Origin of the sequence: Saccharothrix deserti (assembly GCF_009769385.1) — a bacterium.
GTDB lineage: Bacteria > Actinomycetota > Actinomycetes > Mycobacteriales > Pseudonocardiaceae > Actinosynnema > Actinosynnema deserti.
In genome coordinates, this window is the sequence record NZ_VKAB01000012.1 from 212704 (window position 1) to 233782 (window position 21079).

A 21079-nucleotide genomic window follows, 5' to 3' on the forward strand; every position below is an offset into this window, starting at 1 on the left:
GCTCTTGACGGACTGGCGCGTCTCAGCGCTCCACGGTCTCGGTCTTGAAGCGCAACAGCCACTCCAGGCACTCCAACCGGTGCCGGGCCTGGTGCAGGTCGTCTCCCCACACGTACACCCCGTGCCTGGCCACGAGCAAGGCCGGCACGTCCTCGCGGAACCCGGCCTCGAACGCGTCACCGAGCACGCGCATGTCCTGGCTGTTCGGCACGACCGGGATGACGACCACGTCGTCCGCCTGCCGTCCGAAGCCCTTGAGCATCTCCAGGTCGCGCAGTTCGACACCGTCGGGCCAGAACTCCGCCGCGACGACGGGCGCGAGGGCGTGCACGTGGACCACCGCGCCCGCGCCGGACACCGCCGCGATCCGCCCGTGCAGGCCCGCTTCGGCGCTCGGCACCCGCACCGGGTCGTCGGTGCGGCCCTCGGCGTCGATCAGCACCACGTCGTCGGGCGTCAGCTCGCCCTTGTCCTTGCCGCTGACGGTCACCGCGAGCCGCAGCGGATCGCGGTCCACGACCACCGACAGGTTGCCCGACGTGCCGCGCATCCAGCCCATCGCGGTGTACCGGGCGCACTCGGCGGCCAGCGCCTCGCCGGGCGTCACAGAGCCGGTCCTCACAGGGCGACCACCGTCCGGTGTGGACCGAAGTCCGCGTCGCCGTACGGCTCGCCGGGACGCGCGACGCCGACCGCCTGCCAGCCCGCCTCGACGGCGGCATCCAGTTCGGCGGGGACGTCCGAGTAGAACGTGATGTCGGTCGAACCGAGCACGGACGCGATCTTCAGGTACGAGGAGGCCTCGCGCTTCGGGCCCGCGTTCACCGTGTCGAAGTGGTACTCGAACAACGACGTCAGGTCGCCGTCGGTGGTGTGGGCGAAGAACGCCACCTGACCGGCCACCGAACCGGACGAGAACACGGCCAGCTTGACGCCGTCCGCGTGCCACTTGCGCAGCGCCGGCACCACGTCGGGGAAGAACTCGGCCACCAGGTCGCCCTCGGCGTAACCGCGCTGCCAGATCAGGCCCTGCAACGTCTTGAGCGGGGTGACCTTCTGATCGGAGTCCATCCAGCCGTGCAGCACAGCGACCAGCTCGTCGGTACCACCGTCCACACCGGACAGCTCACGGATCTGCGCGACCGCCTCGACCACGGCCGGGTCGTCGGCGTGCTCGTCGATCCACGGACCGAGCCGCGGCCGGGCGTAGTCGTACAACGTGACCAGGACCTGGTCGGTGGCGCTGAGCGTGCCCTCGATGTCCAGCACAACCCACTCACTCATGAACCGCTCCACCATCTCCATCGCCCTCAACGTAGTAATCAGCCAGCTCGTGCGGAGCGTACGCACCGCGATCGGTCACCACCGAGGTCACGAACCGCGGCGGCGTGACGTCGAACGCCGGGTACAGCCCGCGCGCCCGATCGGTGGCCGTGCGGCGGCCCAGCGTGTGCAGCACGTCGTCACCGGGCCGGTACTCGATCGGCACGTCGCCGGCGGTGGGCGCGAGCCGGTCCGGCGCCTGCACCATGGCCAGGAACGGCAGGTCGAACGCCTGTGCCGCGACGGCCAGGCCGAGCGTGCCGACCTTGTTGACCACGTGCCCGTCCATGGTGACCCGGTCGGCGGCGGTCAGCAGCACGTCGACCTGCCCGGTCGACATGACGGCCGCGCCCATGCCGTCCGTGATGAGGGTCGTGTCGACGCCCATCTCGGCCAGGGTCTCCGCGGTCAGGCGGGCGCCCTGGAGGTACGGGCGGGTCTCCGTGCACACGAACCGCAAACGTTTGCCCATGGCCTGAGCGGCGGTGACGGTCTCGGTCAGGTAGAGGTCGGCCCAGCAGTGCGTGAGCACGGCGCCCTCGTCCGGCAACAGCTCGGCGGTGTGCGCGCCGAGCCGGCGGCTGCGTTCGCGGTACCGCTCGTCCCCCGCCTCCGCGCCCTTCAGCGCACCGGCTTCGAGGTCGTCGTCATCGTCCACGCCGGCCAGCACGGCGGCGACCGCCTTGCGCAGGTGGTTGTTGGTGCGGCGGGTGGCGATCAGCAGCTGTCCGGCCTGGTCGAGGTAGGCGCGGGCCTCTTCACGAGGCAGGCCGCGGGCTTCGCGGGCGGCGAGCACCATGCCCCACAGCGCGGCGAAGTACGGGCCCGAGGACTGCGTGACCATGTCCTCGATGGCCTTGGCGACCTCGGCCACCGTGGCGCAGCGCACCCACACCTTCTCGAACGGGAAGTTCCGCCGGTCCAGCACGTGCACGCCGTCGTCTTCGAGGCGCACGCTGCGCGCGAGCAGCGGCTCCATCAGCTGTACCCGGTGAACGGGGCGTGCTCACCGGTGAGGAAGTACGCGCCGACCTCGCGGGCCTTGTACGACACCGGGTCGTGGAGGGTGAGCGTGCGGGCGTTGCGCCAGAACCGGTCGAAGGCGTACCCGGCCGCGGTGGCACGGGCGCCGCACAGCTCGAACACCCGGCTGGTGGTCTGGTTGGCGACCTTCGTCGACACGACCTTGGCGGACGAGATGGCGGCGGCGGTCTCGGCGCGTTCGTCGGCGGTCAGGTCGGCGCCGCGTTCGGAGGCCTGGTGCAGCCGGTCCGAGGCGTGGTCGGTGAGGAAACCTGCGGCCTGGGTTTCGGAGACCAGCTCGCCGTAGGTGCCGAGGATGTACGGGTCTGCGGTGGCCGTGTCGACACCGCTGAGGAACCACGGGCGGGTGGTCGTGCGGGTGTACTGGGCGGCTTCGGCCAGGGCGCCCTCGGCCATCGCCACGTACAGCTGGGCGAGCACGAGCTGGAAGCCCAGGGCGGCCAGTGAGAGGCGCGGGTTCGTCTCGTCGTGCACGCCCAGGACCTGGTCGGCGGGCACGTGGACGTGGTCGAACACCACGCCGCCGCTGGCGGTGAGGCGTTGGCCGATGTTGTCCCAGTCACCCGCGTAGGTGATGCCCTCGGCTTTCGCGTCGAGGGTGAAGGTCACCTTGTCGCCGTTGTCGGTGCGGGTGGCGCTGACCACGAGCCGGTCGGCCACCGAGGCGCCGGTGGCGAACGTCTTGCGGCCCGTGACCTCGAACCCGCCGTCGACGGGCCGCAGTTCCAGCGCCGCGTCCAACGGGTTGCTGACGCCTGCCCAGAAGAGATCGGCGCCGGACAGGTTGTCGCCGGCCGGGGTGTCGAACAGCCCGCTGCGCCAAACCTGCAGGTAGTGGTAGCCGAGCAGGTGCCCGACGTTGGCATCGGCCGCACCGACGACCCTGGTCACGGCCTGCTGCGTGGCCCAGTCGCCGATCGCCAGCACGCCGGACCGCCGCAGGGCGTCGACCTCGGCCGCGGGCTCCGCACCGCGCCGGTCACGCTCCGCCGCGTCCACCCGCAACGCGGTGGCCAGCTCCTCGGCGACGGTCAGCCACTTCTGCCGACCATCGGTGCTCGTCATGCCCTGCCTCCACCTGACCGACGGCTCAGCCGTCGCCTGCTCGTCCGCGTGCTCGTCCGCGTTCCAGCAGGCGAGCCTAATCGCCGGCGAGCGCCGTGAGCTGAGCGTTCCGCCACATGGGAGACCGGCCGGTCCTGGTCGGGTCCGCCGGTCACGCGCCAGGGCGGTAGCCGTGCATGAGACCGGCGTCGGCCAGCAGTTTCTGGACGGACTGACCGCGGTAGCGGCGGCGCGTGGCGTCGATGTGGGACCGCCACACCCGGCGATCCGCTCGCCACGCCGTCAGGTAGTCCACGCACAGCTGGGGCTCGATGAGCCGGTTGCGGCCGCGGGCGGCTTTCAGGGCGGCGATCATGCGGTCCTTGGCGGCGCCGTCCGGTTCGACGTCGTCGACCATGGTGATGACCTCGTCGATGAACCGCCTGCGCCGGCCGAGGAAGCGCCGCCAGTACGCGGCGGTGGCGTCGGTCAGGCCGTGGCCGGTGTCCAGCAGCCCGAACAGCCCTTCGGCGAGGCAGTCGCCCAGCTCCTCGGTGCGGGCGCGCATGGTGTCCCGGTACGGGTCGTACGGCTGCTGGATGGCCAGCCCGGTCACCGCCGACGGCGACAGGCCGGTGTCGTTGAGCAGGAAGAACCAGTCTTCGTTGTAGATGTTGGGGAAGAACGACGTGAACGACTCCCGGCCGATCGCGAGCGCGCCGGTGCCGATGAACGTGTCCTGGTCGCCGCCCGCGTCGCGGTAGGCGTGGCAGACCACGGAGTTGTCCGGGTAGCCGCCGACCGAGAGCCCGACGCCGGTGAAGTCGTCGAGCAGACCCACGGCGTCGGCCAGGTCGTCGGGGCGCGGGATCATGACGTCGTCGTCCACGTAGACGACCCGTTCCCAGCCGGCCACGGCCGCCAACAGCAGTCCGAGGTTGCGCTTCAGGCTGGTGTCGGTGCGGCGGTCGAACTTGCCGCCGCGGAGCATCTTCGTCGTCCGGAAGTCCGGGACGAGGTCGGCGGGAGCCTCGGCGATGTCGGCGGCGACGATCTCCACGCCCGCGCGTTCGGCCAGCGCGGTGGCGGCGTCCGCGGACGAACGGCGGCTGCACAACGTGACCAGCGTGCACCGGTGGTGCTTCGCGAGTGCGACGACCGTCTCGAGGTAGGCGGTGGGTCGCGAGGTCGGCACGATGATCGCGTCGACCTTCGCCGGGACGGCGACGGCGTTCCGGGCCAGCAGGTGCCGGTGGGACGCGTGGTGGTTCGCCGACCGGGGGCCTTGCGTCTCGCGGTGGGGCACGAGCGCAGGGGCTGCGACGTTCAACTCTGGCCCTCCGGCCATTCGAAGAGTCGGGATTCGGACAGGTTCCAGTCCGGCGTGACCACCTGGCCGTTCACGACCTGCACCCTGGTCAGGATGCTGTACGAATCGAGGCCTGGGAATCGCTGCTTCAGGTACTCCGCGTTGCGGTCGCGGAACCTGCCGTCCGTGAGCGCACGCACGACTCCGAGGGTCCCCCGGCCGTACATGCCGTTGCAGATCGTCACCGTTCGCTTGTGGTTGAACGGGTTGATCCCGCGGTAGAAGTGGGCGACGTCCTCTTGGAGGATCTCGTTGCCGCGGATCTTGGCGAGCTTGGGCGCGTAGAGGCGTTCCTCGTCGTCCTCCGTGTGCACCACGAACCCGCCCGACTCGGATTCGTCGTGCCTGGCGACCTGGGTGACGGGCATGTCGACCCGTTTCAGCAGCTCGCGGGTGAGCACGTTCCAGTCCACGCCGCCCAGCAGCACGAGGTGCGTGGTGTAGTCGTCCGGTACCAGGTCGGAGGCGATGCGGAAGTTGACCTGGCTGTTGGGGTTGAGCGCGCGGATGTGGCCGTGCAGCTCGATCAGGGCGTCGAGGTCCGCGTACGTGTAGAGCTCGACGTAGTCCGGCTGGGTGGGATCCGCGTACGGCATCTGGGCGCGCATGTCCGGTGGGAGCTGGGCGACCACGATCGTGATGACGTGGCGGTCGTCGAAGTACCAGAAACCGCGATTGGCGCGGTCCTGCAGCGGTGGCGTGCCGGTGTCGCGTTGTTCGGCGGCGGCCCGGAGGTCGGTCAGTTCGTTCAGCAGCTCTTCGCGGTGGCGCAGTTCGTCGGGGGTCAGCTCGTCCGGCGGGATCAGCCGGTAGGGGCGCTGCTCGACGGAGCGCTTGGTGGCGAAGAACGTGGCGTAGGCGACGAGGCGGTGCAGCGGCGGTGTCTTGGGCTTGCTGCGGCTCTCCCACGACGACAGCAGGGGCACGCTGGCCGGCTTGTCGGCACTGAACGCCTGAGCAAGATCACTCTGCGTGATCGTCACATCAGGCCAGTGTTCCTCGCGCAACGCCCGAAGGCGGTGCGCCAGCAAGTGGGAGTCACCCGTAACGGCCACGTCCGCGCACCCTTCAGTGAACTTCAGCATATCAGCTGAAGAGCGAAACATACACGATTGCGGAGAAAAGTCACGACTCGATACCCCCAGAAGGGCCTTGTCAGTCAAGTACAGCTGGACTTACCCTCATGTTACTGAGGTTCAGTCAACTTCAGTGAGTCTAGGTGAAGTTCACCCAGGAAGCCATCCGGGGGTCGCTATGAACACGCTCACCGCATTAGCTCAAACGTCTCAGACCACCGAGTGGACGCCACTCGTGGTGATGATCATGATGGGCGCGTTGGCGCTGGTCATGGGCCTGGCCCGGCTGCTCCGCCGGGTGCTGGGCATGCTCACCCGGATCCTCCTGTCGGCCGGAGCGGCCATGACGGGGATCGCCACGATGCTCGCCCTGTGCACGGTCATGACCACCGTCCTGCTGGTCTACGTGCGCTGAACCGCCGCGTGCGGCCAACCCCCTTCGACTACGGTATGCGGGCCCGCATCGAAGGGGGAGTCGCACGATGGACCTGTCGCGCAGATCGTTCCTGGGGGGAACCGCCGTCGCCGTAGGGGTGACCGCGACCCTCGGGACGACCGCGTTGGCCGAGGCCCAGCCACCGCGTCCACATCAGACGTCCACACCGCACTTGCTCGAGGCCGAGCAACTCGTCGGCTACCTGTCGTTGCCGACCTGCCCGTTGGCCAACAACACGTACAAGGAGCCGGATCAGCCGAACGTGGTCCGGTGGGGTTCACCCGGTGACGCGTCCGGGTGGGTCAACCAGAGCCAGTGCGCGTCGTTCCTGACGGCCGTGCTGAAGCGCACGTACAGGTGGGCGACCTCGGGTTTCTTCAGCGCCCACTTCGGACTCGCGAGCCCGTTCGCGCGTGACTACCGGGCCGCGTTCGCCGAGCGGGAGATCCCGCACTTCGAGCGCGTCACCAGAGTGGCGGACCTCCGGCCGGGTGATCTGATCGCCGTCGACTACCGCAACGACCAGGACACCAACACCGGGCACGTGGTGATGGTGCGTTCGGTCAAGGGCGTCTACACCGCGCCCAGCTCCAGCCTGAACTTCCCCGGTGAGACGCAGTACGCGGTGGAGGTCGTCGACTGCACGTCCGCGCCGCACGGCGTGTACGGGGTGGGCAACTACTTCCGGTTCCCGGACAACCGGATCTTCAACGCGACCGCCGAGACGAACGGCGCGGGCTACGGGCACATGATGTTCTACGCCTCGGACACGACCGGCGAGTTCGCCCGGTACCGCTGGAGCGTCAACACGTCGTCCGCCGGCACGTTCACCATGGCCCAACGCCCCGTCTCCGCCGCCCGCATCGCCTGACCCTCACCCATTGGCGGGACCCTGAGTGTTGAACTCACCCCTCCCGAACGTTCGACTCTCGCTACCTGAGTGTTCGACTCACGCGAGAGTCGAACCTCCAGGTCCCGAGAGTCGAACACCCGGGGTGGGTGAGTTCAACGTTCAGGTGTTGATCATCACGGCGAGGGTTGGGGCCAGGGGACTTGGGGTGAGCGGTGGTGGGCGATGCCCAGCGCGGACCAGCGCGGGGCTTGGGCGGCCAGGCGGACGCGGAAGGCGTCCCGGTCGTGCGTCGACCACGGTGACCAGCCCAGTTCGGCTATCGCGGGCAGGCGCGGGAACGCCATGAGTCGATGTGGGCGGGCGTCACGACCGCTTCCGTCCACAGTGGAGCTTCCACGCCGTGGACGGCGGACTCGGGCACGCCGCTGACGTACGCGCCGGGGTTCCAGCTGGTCGAGGTACCGCTTGACCGTGTCGACCGGGTGGAAGTGGCGGGCCACGTCGAGCATCGCGCTCCGGTGGCCGAAACGCGGGTAGTCGGTGATCGTCGCGCCGGGGAGCGTCCACGGGCCTGCCTGGGTGTTCGCGCGGATCTGCACGGACGCGGCGGTGATGACGAGGTGGTAGCCCTGGTCACCGACGGCCGCAGGCGCACCGCCGATGAGCAGCGCGATGCCGTCCGTCGGAGAGTCGGCGGTGACGCCGGCGGCGGGCTGCACCGACACCGGCACGGGGACCAGGCTTTGCAGGGGTTCGGCGGCCGAGGCCGTGGTGGTGTCGGAGCCGGCGTTCCAGACGACGGTCGCGCCGAACACCACGACCAGGACGGCGAGCACGCCCGCGAGTTTCACAGTCGGTCCTGTCACTGATGGCTAGACCAACTGGCCGCTCAGGTCGAGCTTGCCCAACTCCACCCGCGACGCCACACCGAGCTTCGGGTACGCCTTGTAGAGGTGGTAGCCGACGGTTCGCGGGCTCAGGAACAGCTGCGCGCCGATGTCCCGGTTGCTCAGCCCCTCGGCGGCCAGCCGCACGACCTGGAGTTCCTGCGGGGTCAGGGCGCTCAACGGATCGGGGCCCGGCACGGCTCGGCTCTCGCCGGTGGCGCGGAGCTCGGTGCGGGCACGGGCCGCCCACGGCGTCGCGCCCAGGCGTTCGAAGAGGTCCAACGCGGAACGCAGGTGCGTGCGGGCATCGGTCTTGCGGCGGGCCCGGCGCAGCCACTCGCCGTACAGCAGCTCGGTGCGGGCGCGTTCGAACGGGCGGCGGTCGTTGGCGCGGTGCAGGTCCACGGCTTGGGTGAACCACTGCTCTTCATCGGTGAGCAGCGCACGGCAACGCGAGGCGACCGCCCGCGCCCACGGCTGGCCGGTGTTCAACGCCCACTCGTCGTACCAGTCGGCGACGTCCTCGGCCGAGGCGTGCTTCCCCAGCCGGACGGCGGCTTCCACCAGGTCGGGCAGGCTGCCGATGGCGTACAGCCGGTGCGCGCCGGCCGCCACGTCGGCCAACCGGTCCAGCACGGCCTCGTGCCGGCCGAGGCCGAGGTCCAGCAACGCCAACGAGCACGCGGCGCGCACGGACGCGGGCGGGCCGTCGGTGAACGTCGCGACCAGCTCCTCGCACCGGGCCTCGTCGCCCTCGATGGCGGCCAGCTCGGCGAGCACGCTGGACAGGAAGCCGACGCTGAACTCCTGGCCGATGTCGGCCGCGATCCGCAACCCCTCCTCGGCGGTGGCACGGGCGTCGCGGTGCTGTCCGAGGTGCAGTCGACCGCGTGCCAGGTAGGCGAGGGCGCGGGGCAGCACGCCGAGGGCGCCCTGCGCGCGGGACTGGCGTTCCAGCTGGTAGGCCCAGTCGTACGCGGCCTGGTCGTCGCCCAGGACCAGGTGCCACCAGGCGGTCACCGCGTTCCCCGGTCCGCCGACGTACGGCGACTCGAGCAGTTTCCGCAGCGCCGCCAGGCCGCCGGGCACGTCGTCGCCGTCCAGTCCCACGGCCGCCCGTGCGAGGGCTTGCGTGTCGTCGGCGCCGGGCAGGCCGACCGCCCGTGCCGCGATCTCCTGAACGGCGTCGAGATCCCGGCCCGCCCACGCGTTCTGGGCGGCGTGGAACAGCAACTCCCCCGCCAGCTCACGGTCGGTGTGCTCGGCGCACGTCGCGGCACGGGCGAGTTGCGTCGCCGCCTCCACCGGACGTCCCCGCTCACTGGCCAACCTCGCCTGGATGCGGGCCACCCTGGCGCCGTCCACCTGCTCCGTCACCAGGTCCCACGCCTGGCCGGCGAGCGCGACCGCGCGGTCGAACTGGCCCGCCGCTCCCGCCGCGCCGGCCGCCAACACCAGGCGTTGCGACCGCTTCACGGTGTCGGGGGTCAGCTCGGCGGCACGCTGGTAGGCCGACGCGACGGCGACGAACCCGCCACGGCCGCGCACGTCCTCGGCGGTGCGGGCCAACGCGGCGGCCACGTCCTCGTCGGGCCCGGTGGTGGCGGCGGCCAGGTGCCACGCGCTGCGGTGGGCGTCGTCCAGCACTTCGGCCAGTGCTTCGGCCAGTGCTTTGTGGACGGCGAGGCGTCGTACCAGTGAGGCGCTCTGGTAGGCGGCGGCGCGGATCAGGGGGTGGCGGAACGTCAGCCTGCCCTCGTCGGAACGCAGGAGTTGGCGTTGCTCGGCGATTTCGAGGTCGTCCACGGACGCGCCCAGGAGACCGGCGGCCTTGAACACGACGCCCGGGTCGCCGGTGTCGTCGGCTGCCGCGACGAGGAGGAGGGTGCGGGTGCGTTCGGGCAGGGTGCCGATGCGGTCGGCGAACGTCTGCTGGATGCGGCTGTGGGTGGGGAGTGCGGCGACGCGGTAGGCGTGCGCGGCGGGCAGGTGGCCTTCGCGTTGGGCGGCGGGCAGTTCCAGCAGCGCCAACGGGTTGCCACGGGCTTCTTGGGCGATCTGCTCGCGGACGTAGCGCGGGAGGTCGGCGGCGTGCTCGTCGAGGAGTGCGGTGGCGTGTTCGGGGGCCAGGCCGGTGAGGCGCAGCTCCGGTAGGCCGGGGGCGGGGAACGGCGGTGCGTGCAGGTCGCGGGCGGCGAAGAGGAGGGCTATGCCTTCGGCCTGCAGGCGGCGTGCGGCGAAGAGGAGTGCGTGCGCGGAGCCCTGGTCGAGCCAGTGCGCGTCGTCCACCAGGCAGAGGACCGGTCCCTGGTCGGCCAGGTCGGCGAGGAGGGTGAGGACGGCGAGGCCGACGAGGTAGTAGTCGCCGCCGTCGGGCGGGGCGAGGCCGAGTGCGCCGCGCAGTGCGGCGGCTTGGTTCGGTGGCAGCGAGTCGACGCGGTCCACGACGCGGCCGAGGAGCAGGTTCAACCCGGCGAACGGCACCACCGACTCGGACTCGATCGCGGTGCCGCGCAGAACCCGGAACGACTCGGCTTCGACGGCGGCGTGTGCGAGCAGTGCCGACTTGCCGATGCCCGCTTCACCTCGCACGACGAGCACACCGCTGTGCCCGGCGCGGGCGTCGGCTAGGAGCCGATCGACCACGGCGAGTTCGGCCGACCTCCCGTGCAGCATGTCCCCGACCCTAGCCGGCGTCCGGGACCAGGACGGCTTTGCCGACCGTGTGCCTGCTCTCCATCGCCGCGTGCGCCCGCGCCGCCTCCGCGAGCGGGAACGTCTGCACTACCGGCGGTGAGCCGGTGAGACGCCGCCTCACCCAACGCGCACGTCAGGCCCCGTAAGGCCGCTTGGCGCGGGCCTCCTTGAGCGCCGTTCCCCACCAGCCGAGCTGGTCGAGCAAGGTCGTGGCGGCCTTGTTGACCTCGTCCGGCTCCACCGGGTTCCCGGTCTCGTCGAACCGCGCCCACACGCCGTGGAAGCTGACGGTGTCCCGCACGGTGACCGCGTGCAGCTCGGCGAAGACCTGCCGCAGCTGCTCGACCGCCCGCAACCCGCCGCCGACGCCGCCGTACGAGACGAACCCGACCGGCTTGGCCTGCCACTCGGTGAAGTGCCAGTCGATGGCGCTCTTCAACGGCGCGGGGAAGCTGTGGTTGTACTCGGGCGTGATGACGACGAACGCGTCCGCCTCCTGCAGGCGCGGCGAGACCAGCGCGACCTCCGGGGCCGGGTCCGCGCCGAACTCGTGCAGCATGTCCGGCAGGCCGAGATCGGCCAGGTCCAGCACGTCCACGATCAGGTCGTCGCGCTGCTTGGCCTGATCGACGAACCAGTTCGAGACGACCGGCGCGAACCGGCCCTTGCGGGTGCTGCCTACGATGATCGCCAGCTTGATCACGGGGTTTCCCTCCCTCGCTGTTGTGGTGGCAACGTTATGAGCGAGGGGAGGTCACGGGCATCTGTCACGTGACTGGTCACCTGACGGATTTGACTGGTCAAGTGCCGTCAGGCGAGTAGCGCCAGGACCTCTTCCGCATCCTCCGCACGGCCCTGGGCGCGGAAGAGGCTGAGGGCTTGTTGGTGTGCCTCGCGGGCTTCGGCGTGCCGACCAACGGCGGCGAGCACGTCGCCGAAGTGCCGCAGGACGGTGGCCTCCTCGTAGGAGTTGTCCAACTGCCGGTAGAGCTTGAGGGCGTGCCGGTAGTGCTCGACCGAATCGGCGTCGCGCCCGTGGTGGTGGGCGATGTAGCCGAGACTGTCCGAAGTGGCCGCTTCGCCTTCGACGTGGCCCAGCTCCTTGTTGAGCGCCAACGCTTCCACGCAGTGCTCCTCGGCCCGGACGTAGTCGCCGAGCCGGGCCATGCGGTAGCCGACGTCGTTGAGCGCTTCGGCGATGCGGACCGGGATGCCGAGCGCGCGGAACACCTCCAGCTGCGCCAGCGCGTGCTCCAGGGCACCGGTGAGGTCGCCACGGCGTTCCAGCGCCCACGCCATCGCACGGTGTGCGCCCGCCTTGCCGTAGTCGTCCTCGACCAGCGCCAACGCCTGGCGCAGGTGGTAGTCGCCGTCGTCGTAACGGCTCGCGTCGGTCAACGCCATGCCGAGGTACTTGTGCGCGGAAACCCGCTTGAACCGGTCATCGAGCACGTCTGCGGCGTCGAGCGCGGCCCGCCAGACCACGATGTCGGTCGCGTGGCCCCTGCGCAGGTGGTAGTTGGTGAGCGCCCAGGCCAGGTGCCAGGCGACGTCGTGCAGGCCGTGGGCGGTGGCGAGGCGTTGGGCGGCGAGCAGCGATTCGTGCTCGGCGTCGAACCAGGCCATCGCGGCGGTGACGTCTTCCAGCGGTGCCGCGTGGCCCTCGGGAGCCGGCACCGGTGGGCGGTGGGGCTCGATGAGGCGGTCGCCGTTGTGCGCGGTGGCGACGAAGTAGCCGACGAAATCGCGCAGGTTCGTGTCGGCGTGCGCGGGGGCGACTTCGGCGGCGTAGAGGCGCACGAGGTCGTGCATGCGGTAGCGGCCGACCTGGTGTTGCTGGACCAGGTGGGCGGCTTCGAGTTCCCTGAGCAGCTTGCGGGTGTTGGCGCGGCCGGTGAGGGCGGTGATCGCGCGCAGGCTCAGGTCGGGTGCGGAGGTCAGGCCGAACAGGCCGAACAGTTCCTTCGCCTCGGGGGTGAGCACCCGTAACGAGCAGGCGAACACCGTGCGCAGGTCGGCGCTGAGGTCGTCCAACGCGTCCAGGCGCTGGTCCTTCAGCTCGTCGGTGAGGGCGGACAGCGGGAGGTCCGGCTGGGTGACGGCACGGGCGGCGATGATGCTCAGGGCCAGCGGGAGGCCGCCGCAGAGGGACAGCAGCTCACGGGTGACGTCCGGTTCGGCTTCGACCCGTTCCACGCCGAGGCGGGCGGTGAGCAGTGCCTTCGCATCGTGCTCGTCCAGGACGTCCAACGCGACCGAACGCGCGCCGTGGGCCGTGAGCAGGCCGAGGAGCTGCACGCGGCTGGTGACCAGGACGGTGCAGCGCGCGCCGCCGGGCAGGAGCGGGGCGACTTGGGTGGTGTCGCGGGCGTTGTCCAGGACGACCAGGACGCGCTTGTCGGCGATCAGGCTGCGGTAGAGGGCGGCCTGGGCGTCGAGGTCGGCCGGCGGGTCGTCGACGCCGAGGGCTTCGAGGAAACCGCGCAGGGCGGTCTGGGGTGCGACGGGTTCGCCGGCCGGGTCGAAGCCGCGGAGGTTGACGTAGAGCTGGCCGTCCGGGAAGTCGTCCAGGTGCTGGTGGGCCCAGTGCAGCGCCAACGCCGTCTTCCCGATGCCGCCCGTGCCGCCGATCGCCGTGATGACGACGGTGGACGCCGGTTCGGTGAGGTCCGCGATCTCCTTCTCACGTCCGGTGAACCACCGTTGCGGGGCCGGCAGCTGGCGCGGAACGGCCTTGCCGCTCTCCTGGGCCTCCGGGGGTTCGCTTGCTTGATCTTTGTGACCCAGAAGCCGCAGGTAGAGATCTTGCAGCGGCTTGCCGGGGTCGGTGCCCAGCTCGTCGGCGAGGAGGCGGCGCACCGCGTCGTAGTGCTGCAAGCCCTCCGACGACCGGCCGCTCAGGTGCAGGGCGAGCACGAGCTGACCGGCGAGGCGTTCGTCCAGCGGGTTGGCCTGGGTGGCTTTGCGGAGGGCGGGGAGCAGGGCGGCGTGGTCGCCGAGCCTGATCGCGACGTCGTTGCGGTCGAGTTCGACGGTCGCGCGTTCGGCGTGCAGGGCATCTCTGACCTGGGCGAACCACTCCGATTCGAGCCCGTCCAACGCCTCACCGCGCCAGAGGCGCAGTGCCTGGTCGTACAGCCGCGCGGCGCGCTGGTCCGGTTCGTTGCGGGCCTGCTTGGCGAGTGCCCGGAACTCGACCAGGTCGACCGCGTCGGTTTCCAGCAGGTACCCGCCCGGACGGCGTTGGATGTCGATCCCGGCGGCGCGCAACTTGGAGACGTACCCGTACAGCGTCTCGCGGGCGCGCAACGGCGGCTGATCTCCCCAAACCCGGTCGACCAGCCGTTCGACCGACACGGGGTGCCCGGCCTCCAGCAGCAGTGCCGCCAACACGCTCCGCTGGCGGATGTGGCCGATGTCGAGGTCGTCGCCGTCCCTGCGAGCCCGGACACCGCCGAGCAGTCCGAAGTCCACGCTCAGCCCCCTCGAACAGCCGGTTCAAGGTTCATCCTAGGTTCGCTCCCGATCCCGGCGTCAGGGTGTCCCCATGACCGCGGATCGATGAAGGAACCCGGCGGAGACCCCACAACTCCGCCGGACCGAGGGGTCGACGTCCCGACCGGTTTTCTCCCCCCTGGCCGGTTGGGACGCCGCGGTTGCGACCCGGGGGCGCATAGCGGACTGGAAGTCGGCTGGTAGCGCAGGCACTTAGCCTGCTTCGATGCGAAGACTTCTGGGGTTTGCGCTGGTCCTGGGTCTGATGGGCTGGACGGCGATGCCTGCTGGGGGCAGCGGGATAGTGGCGTCGCCGTCCTCCATCGGGGTTGAGCACGTGTTGTTCAAGGGTGGGACCGGCGGGTACGGGTGTTATCGGATTCCGGCGCTGGTGCGGACTTCGGCGGACACGTTGTTGGCGTTCGCCGAGGCACGGGAATCGCCGTCTTGTGCCGATCGCGGCGACATCGACCTTGTCGTTCGGCGTTCCACCAACGACGGGCGGACCTGGGGGCCTGCCCGGGTCGTGTTGAGCGGGGTTCCCGGGGACGCCGAGCGGCCGTTCACGCGGGGGAACCCGGCGCCCGTCGTGGACCGGGTCACCGGGCGTGTGTTCTTGTTGTCCACGTCCAACGAGGCTGTTCCTGGTGGGTCTCGGTTGCCCTGGGTTCAGCACAGTGATGACGACGGGATCACCTGGTCCGCCGCACGGCAGCTCCCGATCAGCTTCGACGGCACCACCAACGGGTGGTTCGCCACCGGGCCGTCGCACGGCGTCCAGCTCCGTGACGGCCGGCTGGTCGTGGGCGCGCACCAGTTCGTGGGCAACGCCAACTACGCCGGCGTGTTCTACAGCCCCGATCACGGGGAGAACTGGTTCGCCGGCCAGACACCCAGCTCGTACGTCGAGGGCAAGCTCAAGCCCGGCGAGATGTCCGTCGCCGAACTGGCCAACGGCGATGTGTACGTGTCCGGCCGCAACGAGATCACCACCGGCCACCACCGCACGCGGGCCATCAGCACGGACGGCGGCACGACCGTGTCCGTCTCCACCGCCGTGCCCAGCCTGACCACGCCGAACGTGCAAGGCGCGGTATTGGCGCTGAAGAACGGCACGCTGCTGTTCTCCGGTCCGTCCGACCCGACGGACCGCGAACTCATGCGCATCCGCTACTCCACCGACAACGGCGTCAACTGGACGGCAGGCGGCCTGATCAACGGCAGCCGCGCCGGGTACTCGGACCTCGCCGAGCTGGCCACCGGCGAAATCGGCCTGCTGTACGAGGGCGGCACGAACTTCTCCGCCGACGAGATCCGCTTCAACCGGTTCACCACGCAGCAGGCGCAGATCCCCGGCGGCACGAACCCGTCGGCCGAGGCCACGCCGACCGCCGGGCCGACATCGCCGGACACCACGGTCCAGGCCAACGACGCGTACGTGCGCGGTTCGGTGAACGCCGGGCTCACCGGGCAGGCCGACATCCCCTACTCGCGTTCACTGGACGTCGGAGCGCAGGACTTCACCATCGAGACGTCGTTCAAGCACGGCGGGTCGACGGCGAACCAAGCGCTGTTCTGGGCCTACGGACAGGGCGCGGACATCCCGCAGATCTGGCTGCGCGCCCAACCGGGACGACTGCTGGCCTGGGTTCAGGGGACGACCGGCGGGGCCTCGGTCGCGTTGGAGAACGCCTACGCCGACAACGCCTGGCACCGGCTCTCCTTGGCCCGCACCGGCAACCGGATCACGCTCACCGTGGACGGGGTCTCGGCCACCGCCACGGGTGTCGCGGGAGCGGTGACGAAGAGCCGCACGGGGTTGCGGTTGGGGTCGCGGCTGGACGGCGTCGACCCGTTCTCCGGCACGTTGAAGGACTTCACCGTGCGCAAGGCGGGCGTCGAGGTCGTGAACCTGCCCTTCCAGATCGTGGACGGGGCGGCGGCACCGACCAGGGTGACCGCGCCCATCACCGACGACCTGTCCGGGCGCTGCTCGGACGGCAACCTGCTGGGCGGTTACCGGGGCACGGTCACCGGCCGGGTCGGGGGTGCGGCGTTGGCGACCAACGCCACCTACCCCGGCGTGGAAACGCCGTACACGCCCGCGTTGGACCCCGGCGCGCGGGACTTCGCCTTCTCCCTGTGGTTCCAGTACCAGGGCACGGCGAACCAGGCGTTGTTGTGGGCGTACGGGGCGACCGGCGGCGCGCCGTCGGTGTGGGTGCGGGCCCAGCCCGGTCAGGACCGCCTCTTCGGGTGGGTGGAGACCGACACCGGGCACGTCCAGGTGGCGCTCAACGACCCGTCGGTGACGGCCGGGTTCGGTGACGGCGACTGGCACCAGTTGTCGCTCAAGCGGGTCGGTGATCGGGTCGAGATGAGCGTCGACGGCGGCAGCCCGGCGGTGGCGACCGGGTTGACCGGGTCGGTGTCGAACACGCTCGGGGTGCGGGTCGGGTCCAAGCCGGACGGTTCCGACGTACTCACCGGCGCGTTGGACGACGTCCAGCTCACCGTGGCCGGGCAGCGGGTGTTGTGGTGGGGGTTCGAGCACCAGAACACGCAGGCGCACGACGTGGTCCGCACGCCGCTCGGTCCGGCGACGGCGGACACTTCCGCCCTGTGCCACCACTCCGCCGTGCTCGGCGGTGCGGCGACCACCACCGGGTTCACCGGTCGTGCGCTCGCGTTCGACGGTGCGGATGATGCGGTCGTGGTGCCGTACCAGCGGTTGGACGGGGACTTCGCGATCGACTTCCGTATGCGGTATACCGCAGGCACGGCTGATCAGGTGTTGGTGTGGGCGTACGGCGTCGGCGGGACGGAGCGCGCGCTGTGGTTGCGCGCGCAGCCCAGTCGGGACCGGCTCTTGGGCTGGGTGCAGACCGACGCCGGGGCGACGGCCATCGCGGCGCCCAACGCCGATGCCTTCGGGGACGGGCAGTGGCACCACGTGGTGTTGCGGAGGACCGGCGACACGCTGGAACTGTCGGTGGACGGCACGGTCCGGGGGACGGCGGCGGTCAAGGGGTCGCTGACCTACGGCGACGCGTTCGCGGTCGACGGTATCCAACTCGGCGCCAGGCTGGACGGCGTCGACCGGTTCAAGGGCACGCTGGACGAGTTCCGGATCGAGCGCGGCGGGACGACGATCACGCACCTGCCGTTCGAGGTCGTGTCGCAGACGCCGTACGCCAGAGGTTGATCAGGCAGCCTCGTGCGCATCGAGGGCGGCAAGGCCCTCGGTGAGGTTGTCGAGCAAGCGCTTGAGGGCTTCTTCGCCCAGCAGGAGCGTCACTCCGTTGGACAGGCCGAGCAGTTCGCTGCGTTCGCCGACGAACACTTCGAGCTGCTCGGCCACCACCTCGCAGGTCACTTCGGTGTTGGAGGCGACTTCGACGTAGGTGTGGCTGAAGACGGACTTCGCGCTGAGGTGCATGACCGAAACGCTAGCGGTAGACATCTACGGCTCACCATCGCACGATTGAGTGATACACGGCTGATGAGATGTTGGATAGCGTTGCCCACATGTTCGAGTTGGCCGCGCCCTCGGCGCTCCAGTGGTTGATCGGCGTGGAGATCGCGCGCTACCGCAACGAAGCCGGGCTCTCGCTCACGCAGTTGTCGGAGACTACCGGCATCGGCAGGCCGAAACTCGGGCACATGGAGACCGGCCGTTCGGTGCAGTACCCCGCCGACATCCGCAAGGTCCTCGAAGCTTGCAACGTCGACAAGGAGCACATCGACCGCATCGTGCAGCTGACCACGCGCGTCGATGAGGCCTCGTGGTTGGGTGCCTGGTCGGATGTCATGTCGGACTGGCTGCGCACCTTCGCGGGCTTGGAGGCATTGGCGCGCAAGGAGTTTATCTTCGAACCGATCCTGCTGCCCGCACTGCTCCAGACCGAGGCTTACGCCCGCGAGCTCACCAACGCGGCCATCAGGGTGCGCCCAGACCACGCCGAGCGGCTGGTCGAGTTCCGGGTGCAGCGCAGCCGCCTGCTCTTCAAGGACACGCCCCTCCAACTGCATGCAATCTTCAATGAGCAGGCCTTGCGGCTGCGGGTCGGCTCGCGCGAGGTGCTGAACGAGCAGTACCGCCACCTCCTGAAGATGGCCGAGCTGCCCAATGTGACCTTGCAGGTCGTCCGCCCGGAGGCGGGTCCGCACTCTGCGGTCAACGGACAGTTCGTGCTGTTGGACTTCGCGGATGCGCGGCCGATCGTGTATGTCGAGTTGCAGGATGCGGCGGCGTTCGTGGACGACTCCGTTCGGGTGCGTGCGTATACCCTCAGTACGCAAAGCCTGGAACGAGTCGCGCTGTCGCCTGCCGAGAGCGTGGCTCTGATCGAATCGTTGATCACGTAGGAGTCCGCCGTGTGGCGCACCAGCAGTTACAGCGGGGAGAACGGCAACTGCGTTGCTGTCGCCTTCCCTGCGGCCGGCCCCGTTGCCGTCCGTGATTCGAAGAACCCGGCCGGGCCGCGGCTCGCCTTCCCGGCGAACGCTTGGGCCGGGTTCGTCAAGCGCAGCAAGTAAAAACGGGCCGGGGCGGTAGGGCCCCGGCCCGTTCTACTCGGTCCGGCTCGGAACTGGGTCCGGCTCAGACCTGGCGGTCCACCCACCTCGGGGTGCCGTTCGGGCTGCGGAAGGTCAGCAGCCAGGTGTCGCTGGTGCCGTTGTAGTACGCCAACATCGACGGGTCGGTTGCCGACGGGTCCGAGAAGCCGTCGATGAACCAGCCCCACTGGCCCCACGTGTTCGAGGCGGTCGCGGTTTCCCAGACCCGGTAGATCTCGTTGTCGGTGCCGCGGTACGCCACCGCCACCCGCCCGACACCGGGGTCGAGAACGGCGATGGGAGAACCTGCCGCGGCAACGGTCGCGGTGCCGACCTCGGTCCAGTCACCCGGCCACGTGCCACCGGCGTCCTGGAGCTTGGTGACGATGGTGCCCGCCGCGCCGCGCACGAAGACCTGGAGCTGGTACCCCGGCCGCACGACCACGGCGGGAGCACCGGACGAACCGGCCCCACCCAGATCAGTCCACGGGGACAGCGAGCCGTCGTTGTAGAACAGCACGCTCTTCACCGCACCCGCACCGTCCAGGCCGAACACGCGCAGGCCGTCGCGCACCGTGACGACCGTCAGGCCGCCGACCAGGTTCTGGTCGCCCAGGTTCCGCCAGAACGGCACGGAACCCTTCTGCTGGTACACCCACAGCTTGCCGTCGACGTCGACGGCGAACTGCGCCAACGTCCCGTCGGCCAGCTTGGCGGCGGTCGGCGCGGCGGCCATCGAACCACCGAGGTTCACCCACGCGTTCCACGTCACCGCACCCGCCGCCGTCTGGGTGATCGACCACACGTCACCGCTGCGGTGCTGCGCGGTGACCTGGATGCGCCCGTCGGACAGCTGCGCGATCGTCGGCTGGCCGCTGAACGCCTCGTTGCCCGAGATCACCGTCCACTCGGTCGAGTTGAAGTTGTCCACGAAAGGCTGGTGCCCGAAGACGACCCGCCCCGCGTTGTCGTTGTAGGCGTAATCCAACGTCCCGGCCCGCGCACCGGCGACCGGCGCGGCCTGGAACACCGTGGTCCGGCTGTTCTGCACCACCGGCACGGTGGGCAGCGGCTCGGCGAACCAGCCCTGGATGTCCACGAGCAGGTGGATGGTGTCCGCGCTGCCGTTCCGGATCCGGATCTTGCCGTCCGTGCCCGGCTTGAGCACGATCGAGTTGGCCCGCCAGCCGGTGCCGTGGTCCATCATCGTCAGCGACGGCTCGGCCTCGCCCGCCGGCCACGCCTTGAGGTAACCCGAGGCCTCCGAGGTGGCGATGACCGTCAGCAGCGCACCCGCGATGCCGCGCGTCGGCAACCCGTAGGTGCCGCCGACCTGGACGTCGATGACGCTGTTCGCGGCCATCGGCAGCCCCGCGCCGACCGACCGGGTGTTGATCAGCCGACCGTAGGCCGAGCGGAAACCGCTGCCCGTGGTGGCCGAGTTGGTGAAGTAGCCCTCCACGTTGAGCATGAAGTGCGCGGCGGCGCCGCCGTTGTTGGTGAAGGTCACCTTGCCGTCGGCGGGCAACTGCACGACCGCGGCCTGCTGCGTGGTGCCCGGCACGTAGTTCATCACCGGCCGCACCGACCCACCGGGCGGCGTGTAGGAGAACCAGCCCTTCTCGGCCGCGCCCGGCACCGCCAGGTTCACGTACGCGGCGGACGCGCCGGCGGGGATGAGGCCGCCGGTCAACGTCACCGTGCGGCTGGCGCCCGCCGGGATCATGCCGGTGGTCACGCCGAGACCGTTGCGGGTGTCGATGGTGCGGGTGTGCGCCACCGGCACGAACCCGCCGCCGTTGGTGCCCTGCGCGGACTTGAAGTAGCCGTGCACCTCGACCACGACGTGCGCCTTGCCGGCCGCGTTGTAGACCGCGATCTTGCCGTTCGAGCCGACCTTCACCGCGGTGAACGTGGACAGGTCCTCGCCGGCCTTCACGCTGAGCGCGGTGAGGTTCGTCGGCCGGGGCGTGCCGTCCGGCCACAGCTCCAGGAAGGTCGCCTCGGTCGCGGCGAGCGCGGCCACGCGCACCATGACCGTGCCGACGCCGGTGGTCGGCACGCCGCCGACACCGAGCACCGGGAACGTCGTGGTGCTCGCCTCACCGCGCTGGCCGGTCGCGCCGCCGGTCCCGTCACGGGTGTCCAACACCTCGGCGTCGTTGCCCAGCTGGACGTAGTCACCGCCACCGCCGGCCGCGTCCGCGAGCGCCATCGGCGCCTGCGGCACGACCACCATCGAGAGCACTGCGGCGGCTACCGCCAGCAGCCCCGCACCGGATCTCTTGGACAACG

General features: G+C 70.2%; 17 protein-coding genes and 1 pseudogene. 5 read left to right on the forward strand and 13 right to left on the reverse strand.

Going from position 1 to position 21079, the window contains the following annotated elements:
• Positions 1-22: 22 nt before the first annotated feature.
• The 6 genes from mtnB to FM051_RS22685 form a co-directional block, all read right to left on the reverse strand.
• Positions 23-622 carry a methylthioribulose 1-phosphate dehydratase gene (gene mtnB / locus FM051_RS22660; protein WP_274383669.1) on the reverse strand — a complete coding sequence of 200 codons (600 nt, stop codon included), beginning with the start codon at positions 620-622 and terminating at the stop codon, positions 23-25.
• Positions 619-1284 (reverse strand): acireductone synthase, encoded by a 666-nt coding sequence (gene mtnC, locus FM051_RS22665; protein WP_158846541.1) that lies wholly within the window; start codon positions 1282-1284, stop codon positions 619-621. Before mtnC ends, mtnB begins: the two co-directional genes overlap by 4 nt.
• On the reverse strand, positions 1277-2302 hold the full coding sequence (locus FM051_RS22670; RefSeq protein WP_158846542.1) for a s-methyl-5-thioribose-1-phosphate isomerase: 1026 nt from the start codon (positions 2300-2302) through the stop codon (positions 1277-1279). Before FM051_RS22670 ends, mtnC begins: the two co-directional genes overlap by 8 nt.
• Positions 2302-3432 (reverse strand): acyl-CoA dehydrogenase family protein, encoded by a 1131-nt coding sequence (locus FM051_RS22675; protein WP_158846543.1) that lies wholly within the window; start codon positions 3430-3432, stop codon positions 2302-2304. The genes FM051_RS22670 and FM051_RS22675 overlap by 1 nt, the downstream gene beginning before the upstream one ends.
• Positions 3433-3583: 151 nt before the next feature.
• Positions 3584-4741 carry a hypothetical protein gene (locus FM051_RS22680; protein WP_158846544.1) on the reverse strand — a complete coding sequence of 386 codons (1158 nt, stop codon included), beginning with the start codon at positions 4739-4741 and terminating at the stop codon, positions 3584-3586.
• The gene (locus FM051_RS22685) at positions 4738-5835 is read right to left on the reverse strand and encodes an XRE family transcriptional regulator (RefSeq protein ID WP_238412575.1); all 1098 of its coding nucleotides are present in this window, start codon (positions 5833-5835) and stop codon (positions 4738-4740) included. The genes FM051_RS22680 and FM051_RS22685 overlap by 4 nt, the downstream gene beginning before the upstream one ends.
• 199 nt (positions 5836-6034) lie before the next feature.
• On the opposite strand from FM051_RS22685, the gene FM051_RS22690 reads away from it, so the two are divergent.
• The gene (locus FM051_RS22690) at positions 6035-6271 is read left to right on the forward strand and encodes a hypothetical protein (protein WP_158846545.1); all 237 of its coding nucleotides are present in this window, start codon (positions 6035-6037) and stop codon (positions 6269-6271) included.
• 67 nt (positions 6272-6338) lie between these two features.
• A complete protein-coding gene (locus FM051_RS22695; RefSeq protein WP_158846546.1) occupies positions 6339-7163 on the forward strand; it encodes a twin-arginine translocation signal domain-containing protein in 825 nt (274 codons plus the stop codon).
• Positions 7164-7318: 155 nt separating this feature from the next.
• Here the strand turns inward: FM051_RS22695 and FM051_RS54475 are convergent.
• From FM051_RS54475 to FM051_RS22720, 5 genes and pseudogenes are all read right to left on the reverse strand, one after another.
• A pseudogene (locus FM051_RS54475) lies at positions 7319-7596 on the reverse strand (family 20 glycosylhydrolase); the annotation flags it as partial.
• 421 nt (positions 7597-8017) lie between these two features.
• Positions 8018-10708: a helix-turn-helix transcriptional regulator gene (locus tag FM051_RS22705; protein WP_158846548.1), complete on the reverse strand. Its 2691-nt coding sequence runs from the start codon at positions 10706-10708 to the stop codon at positions 8018-8020.
• Positions 10709-10718: 10 nt separating this feature from the next.
• Positions 10719-10850 carry a zinc-binding dehydrogenase gene (locus tag FM051_RS22710; protein ID WP_238412576.1) on the reverse strand — a complete coding sequence of 44 codons (132 nt, stop codon included), beginning with the start codon at positions 10848-10850 and terminating at the stop codon, positions 10719-10721.
• 12 nt (positions 10851-10862) lie between these two features.
• On the reverse strand, positions 10863-11432 hold the full coding sequence (locus FM051_RS22715) for an NADPH-dependent FMN reductase (RefSeq protein WP_158846550.1): 570 nt from the start codon (positions 11430-11432) through the stop codon (positions 10863-10865).
• A 107-nt stretch (positions 11433-11539) separates the two neighbouring features.
• Positions 11540-14203 (reverse strand): AfsR/SARP family transcriptional regulator, encoded by a 2664-nt coding sequence (locus FM051_RS22720; protein ID WP_238412577.1) that lies wholly within the window; start codon positions 14201-14203, stop codon positions 11540-11542.
• Positions 14204-14450: 247 nt separating this feature from the next.
• Here FM051_RS22720 and FM051_RS22725 point away from each other — a divergent pair, with 247 nt between their 5' ends.
• Positions 14451-17429 carry an exo-alpha-sialidase gene (locus FM051_RS22725; RefSeq protein ID WP_158846552.1) on the forward strand — a complete coding sequence of 993 codons (2979 nt, stop codon included), beginning with the start codon at positions 14451-14453 and terminating at the stop codon, positions 17427-17429.
• On the opposite strand, the gene FM051_RS22730 is transcribed toward FM051_RS22725, so the two are convergent.
• Positions 17430-17663 carry a hypothetical protein gene (locus FM051_RS22730; RefSeq protein ID WP_158846554.1) on the reverse strand — a complete coding sequence of 78 codons (234 nt, stop codon included), beginning with the start codon at positions 17661-17663 and terminating at the stop codon, positions 17430-17432. It abuts the gene before it with no gap.
• Between the two features lie 89 nt (positions 17664-17752).
• On the opposite strand from FM051_RS22730, the gene FM051_RS22735 reads away from it, so the two are divergent.
• Together FM051_RS22735 and FM051_RS22740 are read left to right on the forward strand one after the other, a co-directional pair.
• Positions 17753-18592: a helix-turn-helix domain-containing protein gene (locus FM051_RS22735; protein WP_158846556.1), complete on the forward strand. Its 840-nt coding sequence runs from the start codon at positions 17753-17755 to the stop codon at positions 18590-18592.
• Between the two features lie 9 nt (positions 18593-18601).
• Positions 18602-18763, forward strand: a complete 162-nt coding sequence (locus tag FM051_RS22740; RefSeq protein ID WP_158846558.1) for a DUF397 domain-containing protein — start codon at positions 18602-18604, stop codon at positions 18761-18763.
• 64 nt (positions 18764-18827) lie between these two features.
• On the opposite strand, the gene FM051_RS22745 is transcribed toward FM051_RS22740, so the two are convergent.
• Positions 18828-21077, reverse strand: coding sequence for a DUF8189 domain-containing protein (locus tag FM051_RS22745; protein WP_158846560.1), 2250 nt, complete (start codon positions 21075-21077; stop codon positions 18828-18830).
• Positions 21078-21079: the final 2 nt, after the last annotated feature.